Source organism: Maricaulis sp. CAU 1757 (genome assembly GCF_054482675.1).
In genome coordinates this window covers 46,135-67,835 of sequence record NZ_JBTLRI010000005.1, presented here as the reverse complement: position 1 = coordinate 67,835, position 21,701 = coordinate 46,135, and the positions used below count along the sequence as shown (strand labels likewise).

The 21,701-nt window shown below is 63.8% G+C and carries 24 protein-coding genes; 8 read left to right on the top strand and 16 right to left on the bottom strand.

Translation table 11 applies throughout. From position 1 onward, the window contains the following. Nucleotide 1: 1 nt before the first annotated feature. Entirely contained in the window at nt 2-646 is a 645-nt protein-coding gene (gene plsY, locus ACXYMR_RS12940; protein WP_458943304.1) for a glycerol-3-phosphate 1-O-acyltransferase PlsY, read from the top strand. After that, the gene (dprA, locus tag ACXYMR_RS12935; protein ID WP_458943303.1) at nt 643-1,818 is read left to right on the top strand and encodes a DNA-processing protein DprA; all 1,176 of its coding nucleotides are present in this window, start codon (nt 643-645) and stop codon (nt 1,816-1,818) included. The genes plsY and dprA overlap by 4 nt, the downstream gene beginning before the upstream one ends. On the opposite strand, the gene ACXYMR_RS12930 is transcribed toward dprA, so the two are convergent. From ACXYMR_RS12930 to ACXYMR_RS12915, 4 genes are all read right to left on the bottom strand, one after another. Next, nucleotides 1,794-2,015, bottom strand: a complete 222-nt coding sequence (locus ACXYMR_RS12930) for a hypothetical protein (RefSeq protein WP_458943302.1) — start codon at nt 2,013-2,015, stop codon at nt 1,794-1,796. The two genes, dprA and ACXYMR_RS12930, sit on opposite strands and share 25 nt — an antisense overlap. A 67-nt stretch (nt 2,016-2,082) precedes the next feature. Further along, the gene (locus ACXYMR_RS12925; RefSeq protein WP_458943301.1) at nt 2,083-2,475 is read right to left on the bottom strand and encodes a J domain-containing protein; all 393 of its coding nucleotides are present in this window, start codon (nt 2,473-2,475) and stop codon (nt 2,083-2,085) included. A gap of 95 nt (nt 2,476-2,570) precedes the next feature. Continuing rightward, nucleotides 2,571-3,458 (bottom strand): division plane positioning ATPase MipZ, encoded by an 888-nt coding sequence (locus tag ACXYMR_RS12920; RefSeq protein WP_458943300.1) that lies wholly within the window; start codon nt 3,456-3,458, stop codon nt 2,571-2,573. Nucleotides 3,459-3,513: 55 nt separating this feature from the next. Continuing rightward, entirely contained in the window at nt 3,514-4,128 is a 615-nt protein-coding gene (locus ACXYMR_RS12915) for an SPOR domain-containing protein (RefSeq protein WP_458943299.1), read from the bottom strand. A gap of 84 nt (nt 4,129-4,212) precedes the next feature. Between ACXYMR_RS12915 and panC the strand changes: the two genes are divergently transcribed. Further along, entirely contained in the window at nt 4,213-5,076 is an 864-nt protein-coding gene (gene panC / locus ACXYMR_RS12910) for a pantoate--beta-alanine ligase (protein ID WP_458943298.1), read from the top strand. Then, entirely contained in the window at nt 5,073-5,945 is an 873-nt protein-coding gene (locus ACXYMR_RS12905) for a glutaminyl-peptide cyclotransferase (RefSeq protein WP_458943297.1), read from the top strand. The genes panC and ACXYMR_RS12905 overlap by 4 nt, the downstream gene beginning before the upstream one ends. A 93-nt stretch (nt 5,946-6,038) precedes the next feature. Here ACXYMR_RS12905 and ACXYMR_RS12900 read toward each other — a convergent pair whose 3' ends face one another. From ACXYMR_RS12900 to ACXYMR_RS12865, 8 genes are all read right to left on the bottom strand, one after another. After that, a complete protein-coding gene (locus tag ACXYMR_RS12900) occupies nt 6,039-6,476 on the bottom strand; it encodes a DUF1489 family protein (protein ID WP_458943296.1) in 438 nt (145 codons plus the stop codon). A 62-nt stretch (nt 6,477-6,538) separates the two neighbouring features. Next, a complete protein-coding gene (locus tag ACXYMR_RS12895) occupies nt 6,539-7,492 on the bottom strand; it encodes a hypothetical protein (RefSeq protein WP_458943295.1) in 954 nt (317 codons plus the stop codon). A gap of 222 nt (nt 7,493-7,714) precedes the next feature. After that, a complete protein-coding gene (locus tag ACXYMR_RS12890) occupies nt 7,715-9,724 on the bottom strand; it encodes an acetyl/propionyl/methylcrotonyl-CoA carboxylase subunit alpha (protein WP_458943294.1) in 2,010 nt (669 codons plus the stop codon). 71 nt (nt 9,725-9,795) lie between these two features. After that, nucleotides 9,796-10,584, bottom strand: coding sequence for a DUF817 domain-containing protein (locus ACXYMR_RS12885; RefSeq protein WP_458943458.1), 789 nt, complete (start codon nt 10,582-10,584; stop codon nt 9,796-9,798). Between the two features lie 71 nt (nt 10,585-10,655). Then, entirely contained in the window at nt 10,656-11,450 is a 795-nt protein-coding gene (locus ACXYMR_RS12880; RefSeq protein WP_458943293.1) for an enoyl-CoA hydratase-related protein, read from the bottom strand. Nucleotides 11,451-11,575: 125 nt separating this feature from the next. Then, the gene (locus tag ACXYMR_RS12875; protein ID WP_458943292.1) at nt 11,576-11,968 is read right to left on the bottom strand and encodes a hypothetical protein; all 393 of its coding nucleotides are present in this window, start codon (nt 11,966-11,968) and stop codon (nt 11,576-11,578) included. A gap of 335 nt (nt 11,969-12,303) precedes the next feature. Beyond that, nucleotides 12,304-12,921 carry an SOUL family heme-binding protein gene (locus ACXYMR_RS12870; RefSeq protein WP_458943291.1) on the bottom strand — a complete coding sequence of 206 codons (618 nt, stop codon included), beginning with the start codon at nt 12,919-12,921 and terminating at the stop codon, nt 12,304-12,306. Nucleotides 12,922-12,980: 59 nt separating this feature from the next. Then, the gene (locus ACXYMR_RS12865) at nt 12,981-14,588 is read right to left on the bottom strand and encodes a carboxyl transferase domain-containing protein (protein WP_458943289.1); all 1,608 of its coding nucleotides are present in this window, start codon (nt 14,586-14,588) and stop codon (nt 12,981-12,983) included. 136 nt (nt 14,589-14,724) lie between these two features. On the opposite strand from ACXYMR_RS12865, the gene ACXYMR_RS12860 reads away from it, so the two are divergent. From ACXYMR_RS12860 to ACXYMR_RS12850, 3 genes are all read left to right on the top strand, one after another. Beyond that, nucleotides 14,725-15,549, top strand: coding sequence for a DUF5694 domain-containing protein (locus ACXYMR_RS12860; RefSeq protein ID WP_458943288.1), 825 nt, complete (start codon nt 14,725-14,727; stop codon nt 15,547-15,549). Nucleotides 15,550-15,979: 430 nt separating this feature from the next. Further along, nucleotides 15,980-16,450, top strand: a complete 471-nt coding sequence (locus ACXYMR_RS12855) for a hypothetical protein (protein ID WP_458943287.1) — start codon at nt 15,980-15,982, stop codon at nt 16,448-16,450. 123 nt (nt 16,451-16,573) lie between these two features. Continuing rightward, nucleotides 16,574-18,331 (top strand): patatin-like phospholipase family protein, encoded by a 1,758-nt coding sequence (locus ACXYMR_RS12850; RefSeq protein ID WP_458943286.1) that lies wholly within the window; start codon nt 16,574-16,576, stop codon nt 18,329-18,331. Here ACXYMR_RS12850 and ACXYMR_RS12845 read toward each other — a convergent pair. From ACXYMR_RS12845 to ACXYMR_RS12835, 3 genes are read right to left on the bottom strand one after another with little or no spacing between them, the layout of a single operon-like run. Beyond that, the gene (locus ACXYMR_RS12845) at nt 18,328-18,831 is read right to left on the bottom strand and encodes a lysozyme inhibitor LprI family protein (protein ID WP_458943285.1); all 504 of its coding nucleotides are present in this window, start codon (nt 18,829-18,831) and stop codon (nt 18,328-18,330) included. The genes ACXYMR_RS12850 and ACXYMR_RS12845 overlap by 4 nt on opposite strands. A 13-nt stretch (nt 18,832-18,844) precedes the next feature. Continuing rightward, the gene (locus ACXYMR_RS12840) at nt 18,845-19,549 is read right to left on the bottom strand and encodes a flavodoxin family protein (RefSeq protein ID WP_458943284.1); all 705 of its coding nucleotides are present in this window, start codon (nt 19,547-19,549) and stop codon (nt 18,845-18,847) included. After that, nucleotides 19,546-20,007 (bottom strand): hypothetical protein, encoded by a 462-nt coding sequence (locus ACXYMR_RS12835; RefSeq protein ID WP_458943283.1) that lies wholly within the window; start codon nt 20,005-20,007, stop codon nt 19,546-19,548. The genes ACXYMR_RS12840 and ACXYMR_RS12835 overlap by 4 nt, the downstream gene beginning before the upstream one ends. A gap of 89 nt (nt 20,008-20,096) precedes the next feature. On the opposite strand from ACXYMR_RS12835, the gene ACXYMR_RS12830 reads away from it, so the two are divergent. Next, nucleotides 20,097-20,486, top strand: coding sequence for a hypothetical protein (locus ACXYMR_RS12830; RefSeq protein ID WP_458943282.1), 390 nt, complete (start codon nt 20,097-20,099; stop codon nt 20,484-20,486). Here the strand turns inward: ACXYMR_RS12830 and ACXYMR_RS12825 are convergent. Further along, nucleotides 20,483-21,655: an isovaleryl-CoA dehydrogenase gene (locus ACXYMR_RS12825; protein ID WP_458943281.1), complete on the bottom strand. Its 1,173-nt coding sequence runs from the start codon at nt 21,653-21,655 to the stop codon at nt 20,483-20,485. The genes ACXYMR_RS12830 and ACXYMR_RS12825 overlap by 4 nt on opposite strands. Nucleotides 21,656-21,701 lie beyond the last annotated feature (46 nt).

Genomic DNA, 21,701 nt, shown 5'->3' with positions numbered 1-21,701 from the left:
CATGCTCGCACTTAACATCGCCATCGCCGCCATTGGCGGCTACCTGTTCGGCTCCATCCCCTTCGGGCTGGTCCTCACCCGTCTGGCCGGACTCGGCGACATCCGCGACATCGGCTCCGGCAATATCGGTGCCACCAACGTGCTTCGCACCGGCCGCAAGGACCTGGCCGCCGCTACCCTCGTGCTCGACGCGGGCAAGGCCGGTATCGCTGCGGCCGTGTTCTGGGCCCTGCTCGGTACCACGGCCGGCCTGGTTGCCGGCGCCGCGGCCTTCATCGGCCATTGCTACCCGGTGTGGCTCAAGTTCAGGGGCGGCAAGGGCGTCGCCACCTATGTCGGCGTCATGCTGGTTGTCATGTGGCCGGTCGGCCTTGTGGTCATCGCTACCTGGCTGGCCACCGCCGCCCTGTTGCGCATGTCTTCGCTCGCCGCCCTCGTGGCCGCCCTCGGCGCGCCGATCGCCGCCGCTGTGATGGGCCGCCTCGACGTCGCCCTCATGGCAGCTGTGCTCACGGCGCTCGTCTACTGGCGCCACCGGACCAATATTGCCCGCATCCTCGCCGGTAACGAGCCCCGCATCGGCGCCGAAAAGAAGGCCGCCGAAGACAGCGAGACGACGGCGCCGCCGCCCGACCCGGCGTCATGAGTGGTGCCGGGCCCGGCTATGGCGAAAGGATCGCCTGGCTGCGCCTGGCCCGCACCCGCGGCATCGGTCCGGTCGGCTTTGCCCGTCTCCTGGCCCATTACGGCACCGCTGCCGATGCTCTGGATGACCTGCCAGCCCGCTATGCCCGTGCCGGGCGGCCGCCGCCCAGCCCTCCCGGCAGAGACAGTATAGAGACCGAGCTTGAGCAACTCGCTGCCGGTGACGTCGCCTGCCTGACCGGACTCGACCCCGCCTATCCCGCCTGGCTCGCAGCCATACCCGATCCCCCGCCTGTGCTACTGGCGCGCGGCGACCTCAAGCTATTGGATCGGCCGTGCTGCGCCATGGTCGGCGCCCGCAACGCCTCGGCGGCCGGAATGCGCCTGGCCCGTGAACTGGCACATGGCCTTGGCCAGGAAGACGTCTCCGTGGTCTCCGGTCTCGCCCGCGGAGTGGATGGCGCCGCCCACGCCGGAGCGCTGGAGACCGGCACCGTCGCCGTCCTCGCCGGCAGTCTGGACTACATCTATCCACCCGAGCATGCCGAGCTGCACGCCGCTATCGGCGAGACCGGCCTCCTCGTCAGCGAAATGCCACTGGGCAGCATACCCACAGCCCGTGACTTCCCGCGCCGAAACCGCCTGATCTCGGGTCTTAGCCTGGCCACTTTGGTCATCGAGGCGGCCATGCGCTCGGGTTCGCTGATCACCGCTCGCCTCGCGGGCGAACAGGGCCGCGAGGTCATGGCTGTGCCCGGCTCACCGCTTGATCCTCGCGCGCGCGGCTCCAACCGCTTGCTGCGCGACGGCGCTCACCTGGTCGAGACTGTGGACGATATCCTGGCCATCCTCGCAGCTGCACCCCGCCAGCCTGCACAGCGCCCGCGCCGCCCTGGCCTGACCGAGGATGGGCTGGGGTTCGAGCCGGAGGGCGACCCTCCGGCGGAACCGCTCCCCGTCAAAGATCCAGACCTTGCAATCATTGATCGCGCCGCTGCCGTGGATCGCGTCGCCGACCTGTTGTCTCCAACTCCGGTCTCACCCGACGAGCTGGCCCGGCAGGCCGGCCTGCCCAGCGGGCTGGTCACCGCAGCCCTGCTCGAAATGGAGATGGAGGGAAGACTTGCACGCCTGCCGGGCGGTCTGGTTCAGCGCCTCGAACCCGTCCACTGATGCACCGCCGCCTCCAGCTCAACCATTAGCGCTGCGACCTCGACCAGAGCCGAAGTACGGGCAAGGCCGGAAGCGTGCGCCGCGTCACTGATCCGCCGCAGGCGGGCCGCCAGCTCGGCTCCGCTGTGAGGCACGACTTGCCCGCGACCGGGTGAACGGCCGAACAGGTCGCAATCCTGGTCAGTTGGCCGGGCCAAGAGCGCCCTCCGAAAGACGGAACCACCCTACATTCGGTCAGCAACATGCACAACCTTGAATTAGGGCTCAGTCGTCCAGCGACCCGAGCAGTACGTCGCGTGCTTCCTGGACCTGGCGGGCCAGTCCGGTCGAGCCGCCTCCCGTGTCGGGGTGCAATTTCTTCATCAGGTTGCGATGTGCCTGGCGGATTTCCTCAGCCGTGGCCTCTGGCCCGAGCCCAAGAATTTCCCGCGCCTCACGCTCGGTCATGGCCCCCTCTCTCGGCACCGCTCGCCCGCTGTCCCGGTCGCCTCGGTGCTCCTTGTTGCCGCCACGCTGGGCGCCGCGCCCTTGGCCAACGCTCAGACCCAGCATTGACAGACCGAACAACCCGACGGGAATGCCCAGCGGCGCCGCGCCGCGTAACACCATGACCAGTCCGGCCAGCAACGCGCCGCCGCCCAGAAGCATCCGCACCATGCGCGAGGCCCGCTCTGTTTTCTGCCGAGAGAACCAGGCCGCCGCCCCTAGGAGCACAGCCAGAACCACAAGACCGAGCAGAAAAGGAGCCATGATCAGAACGGGATGGCCGCGCCCTCGAGGCCCGGCAGTTTGAGGACAATCAGCAAGTCACGCAATTCCTGGCGCGCCGCGACATGGCTCATGGTGAAGGTTACCGTCGAGCCGTCTTCGGTCAGGTCCAGAAGCGTCAGGCCGAGCGGAAACAGCTCGCGGTAAATGACCCGTTCGGCAAATCCCGGCGCGAGCCGAAAGCCGATCCGCTGAGACAGCATTTTCAGTCCCTCGCCAACGCGCCGCTTGTTGCGCGCGTCCAGCATCGAGATGCGGTTGCGCATGACCACCCAGTCGATCGAGCGCTTGTGGAGGGCCGCCTTGCGCTTGCGGCACTCCCAGACCATTTCGCTGTACAGGCTGGGCCGGCCAACCTGGTAAGTCTCCGGGTCAATCTCCGCCAGCAGGTCGAAATCGACAAAACTGTCATTGACCGGAGTGATCACGGTGTCGGCGCTGGAATGGGCTAGGCGCGAATACAGCGTGTCCGCCCCCGGAGCATCTATGACGATGAAGTCGCAACGCGTCTTGAGATCGCTCAGCGCCTCTGAGAAGCGCTCGGTTTCCTCTTCCTCCACGAGGTCGAGATCGCGCTGGGCGCTGGGCGCCAGAGCCAGCTCGATCGGACATGGCAGAGACAGCTTGTGGCGCTCGCTCCATTGCTGGCGGTTCATCAGATAGCGGCCGAAGGTGCGCTGGCGCAGGTCGAGGTCGATAGCCCCGACCGTCTTGCCCATGCGCATCAGGGCCACCACAAGGTGCATGGCCACTGTCGATTTGCCGGCTCCGCCCTTTTCATTGCCCACAACGATGACGTGCGCCGCCTTGACACCGTCACCGACCCGACCAAGCGGGCGCGAAGGCAAACGGAAACTGGTCTGTGACGTCATCTGGCTTCACCCCTGACAGCAGGCCGGTCCGCCGGCGCCGTGCGCCGGTCCGTCTTCAATCTCCCTGCCCCGGACCGTTATCCGCCATGCGCCGCCCGGTGAAGTCAACCGCGCGGCAGTATTCACCCGCAGCCTCGATGACCACACAGGCCCGGCGCGCCTCCTCACGGCTATCGAACGGTCCCGCTTTGAGGCGAAGGAAGCGTCCTCGCTCGGCCAGATCTGCGGCCTCCAGCCTGGGCTCCAGACCCGCCAGTCCTTCAAATCGCGCTTGCAGCGCCAGCCATCCTGCCGCGGCCATGGCCTCGCTGCGATAGGATGCCAAGTGTACCGCGTGCATCACGCTTGGTGCGGTTTCCAGGGCCGTTGGCGCTTCTGGCCACTCCGCCCCGTTACGTGCCGCTGACTGCGGTTCAGCGACCGGTGCTCCTGCAAGCGCCAGCGAAAGCGCGACCAGCTCGGCCTCGACTTGGTCCAGGGCCAGCGGGTCTTCCTGCGCCAGCCGCATCAGTTCGCGGCCGGTAAGCATCGCCAGGCGGGCTTCCCGGTCCATCTGCGCTGTCGGCGGTGCGCTGAGCGGCAGCGCATAGGGGTTGGACGGCTGTGCATCCGGCGCCGAGGCGCAGGCGGTCACGGCGAGCAGGCTGATAAAAACGGGCAGAAATTTCATGCCACGCGGTGTAGAACGAGTCGGGCCAGATCGATGCATCATGGCTGCTGAGTATTTACTATCCTTGTCGCGACCGGAAGCCCCATGCTCAACGCCCAGATTCCCCATGCCACGACGGTTTCAGCCCTGCGTGCCCGCTTGCGCAGCTGGCGCGACGAACGCCTGCGCGTGGGCTTCGTACCGACCATGGGCGCCCTTCATGCCGGTCACCTGGCGCTGCTGAAACTGGCCCGCGCTCATTGCGACCGTGTCGTGGTTTCAATATTCGTCAATCCCAAGCAGTTTGCTGCCGGCGAGGACCTCGACACCTATCCGCGCACCCTGATCGACGACGTCGAGAAACTCGCCGCTGCCGATTGCAGCCTCATCTACCTGCCTGACGAGAGCATTATGTACCCGGACGCCTTCGACACCCGGGTAAGTGTCGGCGGACCGAGCGCGGGCCTCGAGAGCGATAGCCGTCCCCACTTCTTCGATGGTGTAGCGACCGTCGTTGCCAAGCTGTTCAACCAGGTCCGTCCGGACATGGCCTTCTTCGGCGAGAAGGATTACCAGCAATTGCAGGTGATCCGACAGCTCGCGCGCGATCTCGACTACGGCATCGATATCATCGGTGGCGAGACCATACGCGAGAAGGACGGCCTCGCTCTGTCCTCGCGAAACGCCTATCTCGGCGCCGAAGAACGCGAACGCGCCAGCCACCTGAACCGCATCGGACAGGCATTTGCCGACGCGCTCAGCCGCGGCATGCCGGTCGCGAGCGCGACCAAGACTGCGAACAGCGAAGCAGAAGGCGTGTTCGACGCCGTCGACTATTTCGAGGCCCGCGATGCGGACACCCTCGCCCCCCTCGACGACGGCGCCATCGAGCGGCCGGCCCGGGTACTGGCCGCGGTGCGCATCGGCAAGACCCGGCTCATCGACAACTGGCCGGCGCGACCGGCATGATGCGTATACTGCTCGCCCTTCTCGCCCTGACAGCGTGTTCCGCCCAGGCTCCGGCTCCCGGAGAAAATTCCTCCGATGCTGGGCAAGCCGCTATGCAGGGATCTGCGGAACCCGCGTCCGAGGCACCTGCCACACTGGCCGCCCCCGCGCCGATTGCCGTCCCCGAACGCTGGCGCGCCGAGATTCTGGCCGCTTATCCGCACGATCCTGAAGCCTTTACCCAGGGCCTGTTCTTCAGCGATGGGCAGCTGTTTGAGAGCACCGGCCAATATGGCGAGTCGACACTACGCCAGATCGACCTCGAGACCGGCGAGGTGGTCCGTCAGCATGCGCTGGAACCGCGATATTTCGGCGAGGGCTCGACCCGTTTCGGCGACATCATCTACATGCTCAGCTGGCGGTCCGGCACCGGCTTCATGTTTGATGCCGATAGCCTCGAGCCGGTCGACACCTTCAGCTATCCCGGCGAAGGCTGGGGCCTGACCCGTGATGACAGCCATCTCATCCTGTCCGACGGCACCGCCCGCCTGCGCCGCCTCGATCCGGAGACCCTGCAGCTTACGGGCACGCTGGATGTCACTCTGAATGGCCGCCCGGTGCGCCGTCTGAATGAGCTTGAATGGATCAACGGCGAGATCTGGGCCAATGTCTGGCAAACCCCCATTATCGTGCGCATCGATCCGCAAAGCGGCGTGGTCACCGGGCTGGTCGACCTGTCCGGTCTTGTGCCCTCTGGCTTCGAACGCGAACGCGACGCCGTTGCCAATGGCATCGCCTGGGATCCAGAAACCGACCGCCTCTTCGTCACCGGCAAGCTGTGGCCGGAAATCTATGAGGTGCGATTGATACAGGTGTCGCGAGCCGACTAGATCAATCACACCTAAGCACTGATCTGGTTGCTCGTCCTCCATTCTGCTGATCGGTCACGGTCTTAACGCCCTACGGCCAGCTACGGGAGCGCGCTACCAGGCCCCGATCTCCATGAGCTTTGCACGCAGTTCCGGTGGCAGATCCTCGCCGCCCGCGCCCGGTGCGAACAGGTCGCGCGGTGCGTCTTCCGGTTTGAGATAGCGCCAACCCTGAAACGGACGCCGCGGCGATGGCGCGGTACGGATCACTTCCGGGCTCATGATGATGGCGCATCGCTTGATGCCATCTCGCCCCTCGACGCGTTCGAGTGACACAATCTCGGAGCGCGCCTGGATGGAACCGGCGATCACCCAGTACAGCGAACCGCCATCTTCCACTTCGTCCTTGCGCGCCGGCATCATGCGCGTCACGTGCATCATCACGTCCGGCTCGCCGGCCGCCTTGCGCGCCGCCGATTCGCGGACGCGCTCGGCTTCCAGCGCCTCGACCGAGGGTATACCGACACAGAGCTTGATGAGATGCAGGGCCATGGCTTCAGTCTGGCCGATACGGCAGCGCCATCAAAGCGCCGGTCGCACCCGTACTGCCGCCATCAGGCGTGGGCTCGGTCGACAAATCCGTCCGGCGCATCAGGATCGATGTCGAAGGTGCGCTCACTCTTTGGCATCGGCCGCTCGGTCGCGCCGAACAGCTTGAGCTTGACCTTCAGCGCCATGGCGAAGGCCTGCTTGGCGAGCCCTGCGACCGTGTCGGTGCGCGTCGACTCTGGTTGCCAGCCCCAATGCCGGCGCAACCAGCCATTGGTGTACAGCACCGCATTGGCACGGCGCGATTCCGGCGTTGATATCTCGAACGGCACGGAAACATTGAGATCCGACTGGTTCTCGATCCGGTGCGGCCCGTGTAGTGGCCAGTTGGTCGCCATGCCGGGGTGCAGATCGACCGTGAAGGCGTCCTTGTCCCAAGCCGGGTCGAAGGGAATGTCCTCGGTCTTGTCGTGGTGCAGCACCGATTCCATGTCCAGCGGATTGAGATAGGGCTGGCGTGGCGGATAGGTGCGAAATCGCTTCACCCCGCGCATGTGCCAGAGCATGGTTTCCGACACGTCGGAGTGCAGGAAGACCTGGGCCCGCGGCGAGGAGATCAAGATTCCCGCCTCAGACTGCAGCGGCCGGAAACCCGGCGAGGCCTTGCACATGTCTTCCAGCATTGCCTCGAAGATCGGCCGGTACTCGGCGTCCCCGTCCATGGCATGGCGCAAATGAATCCAGAGCTTGCCCGTGCGCACCACTTCCAGCAACTCCAGGCCGCTCAGCGAACCGGGGTCGCCAGCCCGCCAGCTGTCATGGTCGGTGGCGTCATCGCCCATGGTGCAGAAGTCGATCAGGTCACGTGGATGGCGCTCGATCAACGCGGCCAGGGCAAGGTCGGAGAACAGGTGATGTTCGTGGTAGTTGTGCCGAACCACCATCGGCTCTCGGCGAAACTTCCGCTTCGCCTCGTCCGACCAGCTGCTGGCAAACCGCTGCATGAAAGTGTCGCGCATTGAACCGACCTCCACTGTTTGCCCCAGAACAGAGCAAAACCGGTGCCAGTTTCGCGTAGAACGGGATATTATCCGACGGATCCCAAGCCGCCGCGTCGCCCGCATATCCTGATCAGGGCCGCGTCTCCCTCGTCACTCGACCATTTGGCCAGAATGACCGTTGCCGTGTGATTCGATCTGAAAATTTGGTTCGGGTGAAAGGGATGTCCCTGGGTTGCCGCCCTAGGCCGCTGCTTCGTCTTCCTCCGCGAGGGTGACCAGCACATCCCCCTCGGCGACCTGACCGCCCTCGCTCACCGAAACGTCGGAAATCAACCCGTCGCGCGGCGCCGGGAGGGCGTGTTCCATCTTCATCGCCTCGAGCACAACCAGGGCCTGGCCCTTGCTCACCGTGTCGCCGGCTTTGACCTTGACCGCCAGCACCTTGCCGGGCATCGGCGCCTTGATGACCCCGCCGGCTTCGGCCGCATCGGCAGCGGCTTCCGGATGGGCGAAGGCAAACAGACGTGTCTCGCCGCGCGACGAGACGAGATATCCGTCCTCGCGCCGCTCCACCTCGGCGGTCACCGCGTGCCCGTCGGCGCTGGCCCGGAACCAGGCACCGCCATCTTCGACCCCGCCTTCGAGGCCGTCCAGGCGCACGTTATCGTCGCCGGCCGTGACCAGAACATCCTCGCCCTCGAACACCAACACCGCCTCGAGCGATTCGCCATTGAGCTCGAAGCCATGGCGAAGGCGGGCCGGCGCATTCATCCGGAACCCGTCGGCAATGGCGAAAGGATCACGCTCATCGCCCCGCTCCGGCGCCCCCGCGATCCCGGCCAGCGCCGCAAAGCCCGCCGCCGCGACGTCGAGACCACCTGGGACCAACGTGTCGAGGCGCTCTTCGATGAATCCGGTGGTCAGCTTGGCGTCGAGAAAATCCTTGTTGAGCACGGTGCGGCGCAGGAATCCGGCATTGGTCTTGACCGGCCACACCACCAACTCGTCCAGCATGGCCGCCAGATTGACCGCGGCCTCGCGCCTCGTCTCGCCACTGGCGATCAGCTTGGCGATCATCGGGTCGTAGTGCAGTGACACCTCGCCACCTTCCTCGACCCCGGTATCAACCCGGCAGGCGCCGCGCGTTTCCGGCAGGTCGAGACGCTCCAGCGGACCCGTCGACGGCAAGAAACCACCCGCCGGATCCTCGGCATAGAGACGGGCTTCCATGGCATGGCCAGTCAGGTGGATCTGGTCCTGCTCGGGCACCGAGCCTCCGGCCGCGACCTGCAGCTGCAGCTTCACGAGATCCAGTCCCGTGACCCGTTCCGTCACCGGATGTTCGACTTGAAGGCGGGTATTCATCTCCATGAAATAAAACCCATCTTCGCGCAGCGGACCGGATCCGTCGACGATGAACTCGACCGTGCCTGCGCCAACGTAATCGACCGCCCGCGCAGCATTGATGGCAGCTGAACACATGGCTGCGCGCACCTGCGGCGTCATGCCGGGTGCCGGCGCCTCCTCAATCACTTTCTGGTGCCGGCGCTGCAGCGAGCAATCGCGCTCAAACAAATGGATCACCCGGCCACGGGTATCGCCGAACACCTGGACTTCGATATGACGGGGATTGGTAATGAATTTCTCGATAAGCACCCGGTCGTCGCCAAAGCTCTTCGACGATTCCCGCTTGCAGCTGTCCAGGGCCGCGGCAAAATCCTCGGCCTTGTCGACCTTGCGCATGCCCTTGCCGCCGCCACCGGCGACCGCCTTGATCAACACCGGATAACCGATGGCGCCAGCCGCCTCGGCCAGCAGGGCCGGATCCTGATTGTCGCCATGATAGCCCGGCGTGACCGGCACACCGGCCTTCTCCATCAGCGCCTTGGCCTGGTCCTTCAGACCCATGGCCCGGATCGCCTTGGCCGAAGGACCGACGAAAATGACACCATTCTCGGCACAGGCTTCAGCGAAAGCAGCGTTCTCAGACAGGAATCCATAGCCCGGGTGGATCGCGTCTGCGCCGGTATCCTTGGCCGCCTGAATGATCTTGTCGCCCAGCAGATAGCTCTCCGACGCTGGCGCCGGCCCCAGCAGCACTGCCTCGTCGGCCATGCGCACGTGCGGCGCGCTGGCATCGGCCTCGGAATACACCGCAACACAGCGGATTCCCATGCTCTGAGCGGTCCGGATGACCCGGCAGGCAATCTCGCCGCGATTGGCAATCAGGAGTGTTTCGATCTTGGCCATGATCATCCCCGTGGCTGGCATCGCACCGGGTATCGCACAGCCCCGCCCGCGACGGAATATGCAAGCTTCATCTAGTCCTTGCGCCGCAGCCGCCCGTTCTGCACCGCCGCAACAAGAACGAAGCTGATGATCATTAGCAGATACCACGAGCCAAGCTTGGCCCAGCTGACCATGTGCCAGCCTGCCTCCTGGCCCGGATAGGTCCAGGCCCGCGCGAACGTACCAAGGTTCTCGGCGAACCAGATGAACAGGGCGACCAGGACAAAGCCGACGACCAGCGGCATCGGCCGGTGCGCTTCGTCGGCCCGGAACCAGACCACGCAGCGACCGTAAATGACCCCGCTGGCGATAAACAGGAACAGCCGGATGTCCGGCAGGTAGTGGTGGGCGAAGAAATTCACGTAGACCAGTACCGCCAGCAGGCCCTGCAGCCACAGGCTCGGGAAACGGTCAAAGCGGAAGTCGAAAATGCGCCAGACACGCGCCAGATAGGATCCGACGGCCGCGTACATGAAACCGGAGAACAGCGGCACGTCGGCGATCCGCAGAACGGACGGCTCGGGATAGACCCAGCTGCCAGCCTGTGTCTTGAAGATCTCCATCACCGTGCCGACCAGGTGGAAGACCAGAATAACCCTCGCTTCCTCCAACGTTTCCAGCCGCGTCGCGATCAGACCGACCTGGATGGCGAAGGCGGCCAGCGTCAGAAAATCATAGCGGGCCAGCGCGGCGTCGGGCGGATACCACAGGAAGGTGGCCACCAGCAGGGCCAGCATGAGTCCGCCGAACAGGCAGGCCCAGGCCTGCTTGATGCCAAAGGCAATGAACTCGAAAACGCCCTGGCTGACCGGCCCGCGCACAAAACGCGCATGCAGGTCAGCCCGCCAGGCGTGCAGGGCCCGGCGCGGGTCGAACCCGACCGGCAAGCGTCCTATTCCGCCCAGCTGGGCTTGCGCCGCTCCAGGAACGCGGCGAGCCCCTCCTTGCCTTCCTCCGAAGACCGCCGCTTGGCAATCGCGCGCGCCGTATGCACCGACAGGGAATGCCCGATCGGCTTGTCGGCCACGTCCTCGACCAGCGCCTTGGCGTCAGCCACGGCGCCCGGCGCTGCGGCGAAGGCAAGCTTGGCAAGGTGCTCTTCCATGGCCAGCATTTCCTCATCACTCTCGACCACGTACTGGGCCAGCCCGATATGGTAGGCGAAACTTCCGTCAAACCCCTCGCCGGACGCGAACAGGGCACGCGCCCATTTCGGCCCGATGGCCCGCACCACGAAGGGCGATATGGTGGCCGGGGTGAGACCCAGCCGAACCTCGGAGAAGCGGATCTTGGCATCCTTCATGACCACGCCGACATCACAGGCCGCAAGGAGACCGGCACCGCCGCCCATGGCCGCGCCCTGAACAAGCGCCACGGTCAACTGGGGCAGCTCGTAGAGGCGGCGCAACATGGTCGCCAGCGCCATGGCGTCTTCCTCATTATCGGCCTCGGTGAAATGCGCCGCCGATTTCATCCATTCGAGGTCTGCCCCGGCGGAAAAGCTCGGCCCGGCCCCGCGCAGAATGACCAGCCTCACCTCGTCGGTATTGGCGCGCAGGGTTTCGAACATGTCGGACAGGGTCTCGATCACCTCTGCGTTGAACGCATTGTGCTTGTCGGGCCGATTGAGGGTGATTACGGCCACGCCGGCCGGGCTTACATCGAGAAGAACGGGCGCGTCGGACATGGCTGGTCTCCAGTCGTTTCAGAAGAGGGCTGGTCCTGACTTAGCCTTCGCCGCCGGACACAACAATGAAAAAGGGCCGCCGGATTGCTCCGGCGGCCCTTCAGTCTTGATGCATCGCCGCGCGATCAATCGCCGCGGAAAAACAGACCCTTGATGATCGACAGCAGGATCAGCGCCAGGAAGTAGCCAATCGCCAGCGCCCCTAGGTAGAGATAGTAAGTCACGTCGGTGAACTGCGTCATCAGCAGGTCCATGTCGAATTCGGCGCCACCGCGCACGATCGGCATGACGACATCGACGATGACATGCAGGATGATCCCGACCACGGTGAAAATGAGGATGGCCCCCATTTCCCGCATCAGCAGAGCCAGGACCAGGGCGATGACGCCCAATTGTATTCCCAAAGCCATCCAGTTGACGGATCCGGTCGCGCTGTCTCCAGCGTAGGCCACCAGGCCTGGCATGAAGAAATCGATGACCGGCTGGATATAGGTCATCACATACTCAAGAATTTCCATTACGCGGTCCCCTTCCGCATCGAAGTACACCCCGCCTTACCCCAAGACAGGCCTTCTCGGTTAACGTTCTAGACAAACAATGCTCTTGCATAGCGTCTTCCCCTCACACGCGAGTAAAGGACCTCTTTGCAAGGCCGGTCCCGGTCGAGGTGTACGGTCTGGCCCAGCGCTGCAATGGCCCGGCCGGCCCTTTGGATACTGAATCTCCCCTCGCCTTCCCAAAAAGCGACGCCTCAATCCTTAACCGGAATTAACCGGATGTCATCTGAAATCTCGCCCGCCGGGTCGGCTTGAAACTTTGAGCCCGCCCCACGTATCATCAGGCAACCATCGGTTTATTCTGTGATTTCCAGCATCACTTCGTTTCGGCGCAGGGGTCCCGGCACGTAAGGGGCATCGTAGCGCGCATAGACCGGCTCGCCGCGCGCGATCAGACCACGCCGGTCCAGTTCGGCCCGCAAGAGCGCTTCCTGGCGGGCAAAGTCCGATGCATCCGGACGGCCGGAAAACCGGATCGCGGCCATTCGGCGAGCCGGCTCGCGGTCAATTTCCACGCGGGCATTGTTCGGGACAGGCAGCGTTTCCGGGGTGAAGTGCCCTGGCATGACGAAGGCCACTGTCCAGCCATCAGCGCTTGCCTGCTGGGTCACCGGGCTGGTCATGGCGATGGTCTGCGAACGCTGCTGCAGCACTGGCGTGGTCATGGCGATCTCGCCGGAGCCGCCCTGAGGGGCGCTGTTGCCACCGGAAATATAGTTGAACAAGGGCCGGAAAGCGCGGCCGCTGGCCGCGTCGAACGGACCCGGTATCGTTACCTGGGCAAGCATCATCGGTTGGTAATCGCGGATCTCAAACGCGCCATCGCGCTCGACCACGGTATGCTTGGCTTCTTCAGCGGCCACGGCGGATGCTCCCGCCAGGACCAGGACGGCGGCTATCAGGGTGCGAAACATGGGCAGGATCTCCTTGGGACATACCTGCTGTACGCCTCGCCCGGCCGCCCGGATCGCCCCTACATCCGGAAAATCCCGAACCGGGTCTTTTCGATCGGGGCATTAAGCGCCGCCGACAGGGACAGGCCGAGCACGCGCCGGGTGTCGGACGGAGCGATGATGCCGTCATCCCACAACCGCGCCGTGGAGAAGTAGGGATTGCCCTCTTCCTCATAGCGGTCTCGGATCGGCGACTTGAACTGGGCCTCTTCCTCCGCCGACCAGTCCTCGCCACGCGCTTCCATGGCGTCGCGCTTGACCGTGGCCAGCACCGAGGCGGCCTGCTCGCCGCCCATCACCGAGATGCGTGCATTCGGCCACATGAACAGGAAGCGCGGCGAAAAGGCGCGACCGCACATGCCGTAATTACCCGCACCATAGGAGCCACCGATAATGATGGTGAATTTAGGCCCGGCATAGGTCGAGACCGCGGTCACCAGCTTGGCGCCGTCCTTGGCGATGCCGCCCGCCTCATATTTCGAGCCGACCATGAACCCGGTGATATTCTGAAGGAAAACCAGCGGGATACCTCGCTGGGCGCACAGCTCGATAAAGTGAGCGCCCTTCTGGGCACTCTCCGAGAACAGGATGCCGTTATTGGCGATAATGCCAACCGGCATGCCGTAAATCCGGGCAAATCCGGTCACCAGCGTCTCGCCGTACAGCTTCTTGAACTCGTCGAACTCCGAACCATCAACAATGCGGGCGATGACTTCGCGAACATCAAACGGGGCCCGCGTATCGGTCGGGATGACACCACCCAGCTCGTCGGGGTCATGCTTCGGCTCGCGCGGATCGCGCACGTCCAGTTCGGTCGGTTTGGTCGAATTCAGATTGGCCACGATACGGCGCACGGTGTGCAGGGCGTGCTCGTCATTGGCCGCATAATGGTCGGCGACGCCGGACACCCGGGCATGCACGTCGGCACCACCCAGGTCTTCAGCCGAAATCACCTCGCCAGTGGCAGCCTTGACCAGCGGCGGACCGCCCAGGAAAATCGTGCCCTGTTTGCGCACGATCACGGTTTCGTCGGACATCGCAGGCACATAGGCGCCGCCAGCGGTGCACGAGCCCATCACGGCAGCGATCTGCGGAATGCCCTGCGCGGACAGATTGGCCTGATTGTAGAAAATCCGCCCGAAATGATCGCGATCCGGAAAAACCTCGGCCTGGTGCGGGAGATTGGCGCCGCCACTATCGACAAGATAGACGCAAGGCAGCCGGTTCTGCTGGGCAATCTCCTGGGCGCGAAGATGCTTTTTTACCGTCATCGGATAATAGGCGCCGCCCTTGATGGTTGGGTCATTGCACACGATCATGACTTCGCGGCCAGACACCCGGCCGATCCCGGTGATCATGCCGGCCCCATGGACATTACCCTCATACATGCCATTTGCGGCCAGGGCGCCGATCTCGAGGAAGGGGGATCCGGGATCCAGGAGGCGCTCCACCCGGTCGCGCGGCAGCAGCTTGCCGCGTGAAACATGGCGGTCACGCGATCGATCCGACCCGCCCCTCGCGGCTTCGCCGGTCTTGTTTCTCAGCTCCTCGACCAGCTGGTCCATCGCCGCAGCATTCTCGCGGAAGCTGTCCGATTGCGTATCGAGTGCAGATTTGAGCTGGGTCATGGACATCCCTTGATCCGGTCTTGAGTGCGCTGCTTAACCCGGAGCGCTGCACCTGCGCAATTGCCGGTGCATCCGATTCACCGTTTGCAGGCATCCCGAAGAGGTGGAATTACCCGGCCAAACAGGATGCCTACCCATGATGAAACTCGCCGCTGCCCTCGCTTCCATTGCTCTCCTGGCAAGCCCCGCCTGTAGCCAGGCGGACGGTACGCAGACAGCCAGCACTCACCCCGAGGTCATGGTCCTCGGGACCTTTCACTTCACCGGCGGCGGCCAGGACATGATCAATCCCCAGGTTGACGATTTTCTCAGCGACCGTCGCCAGGCCGAGATCGCCGTCGTCCTCGACCGGCTGGAAAGCTTTGCGCCCACCCGCATACTGGTCGAACTTACGCCGGAGCACGAGGCCGAATTCAACGCGCTCTACCAAGCCTATCTGGCCGGCGACCACGCTCTCACCGTCAACGAACGCCAACAGCTTGGCATGGCACTGGCAGCGCGCCTCGGCCACGACCGCCTGTACGCCGTGGACTATCAGAACGGCATGGATTTCCAGGCCATGCTCAGTGCTGCAGAAGCCGCAGGTCAAACCGCTCTGCTCGATCATTTCCAGACTTTCATGGCTGAGGTCCAGCCGCATTTTGAAGCCGAATCGGCTCCGGAACGGACCGTGCTGGAGCGCTTGCTGAATGCCAACTCAGCCTATGAGCGCGACCTGCACGACATCTACCTTCTGACGGCCCAGATGGGATCTGCAGACAATCCGGTCGGGGCCGAACAGATGGTCGCGTGGTGGGGCCGCAACCTGCACATTTTCGCCAACATCTCGCGCCACGCCGAACCAGACGAACGCCTTCTCGTCATCTATGGCGGCGGCCACAAATACCTTCTCGACCAGTTCATCGATCGGGCCCCGAACCTGGCCTGGGTCGATGCGATGACGGTGCTTGCGGACGGCTAGCCGACACCACGCCCCGGTCCCCCGCCTGTCGATCCCGGTGGTCGGCGGGCGGAACCAATTTCCGCCTCATTTCGTTTCTGATCTGTGCAAATTCTCTTGCCGGAACCCGGGGCGCAGTCTCTACTCCTTGCAAGCGAATGTTGCATCTGGGCTAGAACCTGATGGTTGTTAACAGCGGATTCAGGTCCCGAGCGCAGGCTTGTGTAACATCGACCGGGTTGGGGGAGATTCGGTCCTGCTTTGGGAGGCGAACTTGCTTAGGCAGGCGTTTGTAACAGCAGTTGTTTTTGCGGCAGGTGCCGCAGCGGCCCCGGCTCAGACCGTTTCCGATTCGCAAGCTTGGATCATTCCCCCCACCGATCCGGCCCTTGCAGAGACCACCTCGGCCGTTCGCTGGCGCCTGACGACCGAATCATCGGGCGCAATTCCGGTGCTGACCCCCGATTCCCGCCTCCGCGACCGCGATATTTCTGCCGTCGCCAACCAGGTCGACTTCTATCCGTTTGGCCAGGAATTCTACGTTTCCGCCGCCACCGTCGCACCGCTGGACAATGCGGCACTGATCGACTGGTCCCGGCGCAACGACACCCCGGCATGGTCCGATTTCCCCCACGCCGAGCTGACCGAGGACATTCGCGGCGAGAGCGGCTTGGAGCAGCTGACCCGCTACTTCGGTGCGGGTTTTACTATCCAGACCATCGACAATTGGGCCGTCACCATGGAAGGCGGCGCCTATTTCGGAGATGGGTCGGAAGACCGGATGATGATGTATGATCCGGAAACCGGCGAAGCCATGCCGCTGCTCGAAGACCTCGACAAGGTCGGCAATGAGGCCATCGGTGAACGTCACGCGCGTTCGGTGCGCCCGGTGGCGCATCTGGTTCTGCGACGTCGCTTCTAGGCCGTTCCAAGCCATTTCCGCCGGCGTCATGCCGCATCCCGGCATCAGGCTTTAGTCTTTCCAGGCCTTTAGTATTTTATCGCCCGCGGCTATCGTGCGACGACTGTCTGCACGCGGAACCCCATGCCCCTCAACCTATCCTTCCTGCCCTTCCTCAATCGCGTCGAGAAGGACGTTCTCAGCGCCGTCGAACATGAGGTCGAATGGTTCTGTTTGCCAGCAGGACAAATGCTGTTCCGCGAAGGCGACAAGGCCGATTCCTTCTACCTTGTCCGCACCGGCGCGCTCGCGGCCTTCCGCGACGGGGCACTCGGTCGCCCGGACCTGATTGGCTATATCCGTGCTGGAGAGCCGGTTGGCGAAATGTCCCTGCTCGATGAAACGCCGCATAGCGCAAGCGTCTATGCCCTGCGCGACAGCGAATTGATTCGATTGCCGAAGGCCAGTTTTGACCGGCTAACCGAACGGCATGGCGGCCTGATGCGTGAACTGGCCCGCATGATGCTCGCCCGACTGCGCGGCCACAGCCGCAATACCGGCTCGGAACCGCACGTCTTTGCGCTCATCGCGACCTCGCCAACCATCGACACCGACTATCGCGCAGAGGAACTCAAGGTGGCCATCGAAGCCATCGGCATGACTTGCGCCATTTGCGACGAAACCTGTTCGGGTTGGTCCGGTCCGCGAATGGATGCGCTCGAAGAAGCGCACGACATCGTTCTGCTGACGGCGAAGATGTCCGATCCGGCCTGGGCCAGGCGTGCCATGGGACGTTGTGACCGCATGTGGCTCCTCGCTCGCGCCGATGCCCGCCCCTCTACCCCTCTCCTGCCCGACGACCCCTCGCCAGCGGCACGGCTCAAGCTGCTCGATGTGGTCCTCCTGCACCCGGGCGGCGTGTCGCCCGCCTCGCGACCGCAGGAATGGGCCACCGCCTCGGATGCGGCGCGTGTCCTGCACTGGCGCCAGAACATGCATCGCGAGGACTGCGCCCGCCTCGCTCGCACTCTGACCGGCAAGTCGGTCGGTCTGGTCGTGTCCGGTGGCGGTGCCCGCGCCTACGCCCACCTCGGGGCCATCCGGCGGCTGCGCGAAGCCGGCATGCCGTTCGATTTTCTCGGCGGTGCCTCGATGGGTGCCATCATCGCTGCCGGCATCGCCCTCGGCTGGGATGACGACGAGCTGGAAGCGCGCATTCGCAAGGCGTTCGTGACATCGAACCCGCTGGATGACTGGCAATTGCCGGTGATCTCGCTGACCCGGGGCCATAAAGTCGACGCCCGCCTGCTTGAGCATTTCGGTGAGGTCGCCATTGAGGAGATGGGGCGCCCCTTCTTCTGCCTGTCCTCCAACCTCGCTTCCGGTCGGCCCGAAGTGCACCGCTCGGGCCTGCTGCGCCATGCCCTGCGTGCCTCGATCGCAATCCCGGGCCTGCTACCGCCTGTTGTCAAGGACGGACAGATCCTTGTCGATGGTGCCGTCTTCACCAATTTCCCGGCCCGCGAGATGCGCTCCTTCCATCGCGGCAAGGTGGTTGGAATTGATGTGACCCGGATGCAGGGGCTCAATCCGGATGATTTCATCGACCCACCGAGCTTTTTCGGTTGGGTCAGGCGCCACGGTTTCCACGCCCCGCCGCCAATCGCGTCGCTGCTGATGCGCGCGGCCACCATCGGTGTCGCCGATCACGAGGACATCGGTCGGGATGCGGCCGACCTTCTCATCCTGCCCGAGACCACCGTCGACATCCGCGAATGGGGCCGTTTCGATGAAAGTCTGGAGGCTGGCTACGAAGCGGCCGATTCGATGCTTGCCGGCCTCAGCGACACGCGCAAGGCCGAGCTCGGCATGCTTGATCTCAAGGAACCCGGCCGTCCTTAGTAGGGCTCTTCAATCCAGCGGGTCAGCGTGAGTGTCCGAGCGGCTGCGTAATCAAGCCAGCAACTGGACCGCACCCAGGGCTGCAGGCTGCCGCCCTGGTAAACCGATGTCACGTAATCACAATCGGCGTCGCGCAATCGGATCCAGGCGCGTTGCGCGTCGCGCAGGCTATTCGCCCGGCTAGGCGGAAGCGAGGCATGCAGCTCGGTGTAAGCCGTGTTCAACTTGGCATCCCAAACCTCGAACTCGGCCACCGTGCACTCGATCATGCCGGCTGTCGTCTGGTTTTCGGGCTGGTCCATGCACAAGCTGGAATATTCGCCGATACAGTTGGCTTGCTGCCCGCGCGCCTGTTCGCGCTGAAGGCAGTTATCGATCATTTCCGCGGGGCTCAGCGCCGGCATGCCGACCGGGTAGACGTAAGGCGGCGGCGTCTGCGCGCTGGCGGCAGAACCGAGCAGTGATACAGCACCGAAGGCCGCGATTAAGGTCTGATACATTGCCGTCTCGACCCTAGCGATATTCCGGGTTGGGATGATCGAAATCGGCGCCGTCAGCCCAGTCTTCGACGGAGTTTCCATGCGCCGGGTAACCCCCTGCATCCTTCAACATGCGCGCCATGTGAATCAGATTCCATGTCATGAAAGTGGTATTGCGCTGGGTAAAGGTATTGCTCGGCCCGCCGGACCCCTCGTCCAGATAGGATGGCCCCGGACCCGCCTCTCCTATCCAGCCAGCATCGGCCTGAGGCGGGATGGCGTAGCCAATATGCTGCAACGCATAAAGCACGCTCATCGAGACGTGTTTGATACCGTCCTCATTGCCAGTGACAATGCAGCCTCCAGCTTTGCCGTAATATGTGTACTGGCCCCGTTCATTTGTCTGGCCGGACTGGGCGTACAGGCGTTCAATAAGCAGTCGGCATACCGAGCTTTCCTCACCCAGCCAGATCGGCGTGCCGATGACCAGAATGTCGGCCGCCTTCACATGTGCCCAAATCTGCGGCCACACGTCCCTGTCCCAACCATGCTTGGTCATGTCGGGGTAGACGCCATGGGCGATGTCATGATCGACCAATCGGATTGTTTCGACCCCGACCCCCTGCTTCTTCATGATCGCTCTCGACACGGCCATGAGACCGTCCGTATGGGATTTCTGCGGGGATTTTTTCAGCGTGCAGTTGATATAGACCGCCTTGAGATCGGAGTAATCGGTCATTCTATCGGGGTCCCTCCGGTGCATCGATTGTAGAGCTGAACGCGGCCTTCACCTGGATTGTTCCAGCGCAGTTGATCCGGGTCCACCAGCTCCAGTTCGAAATCACGCACCACGGCCGTCCCATCGGCATCTGTACATTGGCCATAGAACCGCCAGGACAACGAACCGGGCCGTGCGCTCTCGGCAATGTGGCAACGAAGAAGGTCGACCTGAATCTCCTGTGGCAGCACGCTCATCACACCGGCCTGCATAGCCCCGCCTGCATCACAGACCGAGGGATCGGTGGCCCAGCGCCCGTTGATGACGCGCTCGACCGAACTCGCCAACTCCTGGTTGCCTGCTGTCCCCTCGGGGCGGTCGGCATCACGCGATTGTGACGGTGCACATCCGGCAAGGATGGCTGCCAGCCCCCAGAGGCCAGACCGGAACAAGGCCGAGGATAGAGCGGCACGCAGCATGATAACTCCGGGATTTCAGCCGCCAGCCGGATCGATCCCGCCGGGCGATGCGTTGCATGGGTATCTGCCTTTAGTAATGGAGAATGCCCATGACCCGTTCCACAGATCCGCAGGCCCGCGCCGAAGCCGGGCGCCAGCACGCCTACGGCGAGGTCGACCAGGGTGACAAGCCGCTGAAAGACCAGGAAGCCCGCCGTCGTCGCCCGACTGGCCAAGCCGGTCAGGCCGACACCGAAGCACACGGGTTTCTGCGTGATGACGGGCAGAAACGCCCTGCCGGGGGCGGCGTCGACCATCTCGACACCACGGAACGCCAGCCGGTTCTGTCGCCCGAGGATGAGCGACACCCCAACCTGCCGGACATGGCGGGCGACGATATCGGCCAGAAGTCAGCCGACATAGCCCGCGAACCGGAGGTCGACCGCGATTTCCTCAAGGATGCCTACAGCGCCGACAAGCCTGTGGACGAAAAGGCCTAGGCCGTTTCGCCGAACAATTCCCGCCCGATCAGCCAGCGCCGGATCTCGGATGTACCGGCACCGATCTCGTAGAGTTTGGCGTCGCGCAGGAGCCGGCCGGTCGGGTATTCGTTGATATAACCGTTTCCACCGAGCAGCTGGATCGCGTCAAGGGCCATCTGGGTGGCGTTCTCCGCCGCATACAGGATGGCACCTGCGGCGTCCTTGCGCGTCGTCTGACCCCGGTCACATGCCTGGGCAACCGCGTACACGTAGGACCGCGTGGCATTCATCTTGACGTACATGTCAGCCAGCTTGCCCTGGACGAGTTGGAATTCGCCGATAGACCGGCCGAACTGCTTGCGCTCGCGGATGTAAGGCATCACGACGTCCATGCAGGCCTGCATGATGCCGACCGGCCCTGACGCCAGCACGGCGCGCTCGTAATCAAGACCCGACATCAAGACTTCGACACCACCATTGAGCGGTCCCATCACATTGTCTTCGGGCACTTCGCAGTCCTCGAACACAAGCTCACCCGTCTCAGAGCCGCGCATGCCCAGCTTGTCCAGCTTCTGGGCCACCGAGAAACCCTTCATGCCGCGCTCGATGATGAAGGCGGAAATACCGCGCGAACCGGCATCCGGATCGGTCTTCGCATACACGATCAGCGTGTCGGCCGACGGTGCATTGGTGATCCACATCTTCGAACCATTCAGGACGTAGTGATCACCGTTCTTCACGGCCTTGAGACGCATGGACACGACGTCCGAACCGGCTCCCGGTTCCGACATGGCCAGCGAACCGACATGTTCGCCCGAGATCAGCTTGGGCAGGTAGCGAGCCTTCTGGCTGTCATCGCCCCAACGCCGCAGCTGATTGACGCACAGATTTGAATGGGCCCCGTAGGACAGGCCGACGGATGCCGAGGCGCGGGAAATTTCCTCCATCGCCACAACATGTTCCAGATAGCCCAGCCCGCTGCCGCCATCCTCTTCGGACACGGTGATGCCCAGCAGGCCGAGATCGCCCATCTTCTTCCACAGATCATGCGGGAAGACGTCGCTCTGATCGATTTCCGCCGCACGCGGCGCGATCTCGTCAGAAGCAAAGGACCGGACGGTATCGCGGATCATGTCCGCAGTGTCGCCGAGATTGAAATCGAGGGTCGGGTATTGGTTCGCTATCATGACGCGCGATGTATCACGCGGGGTGAAGCGGTCAAGCCGCCAACCG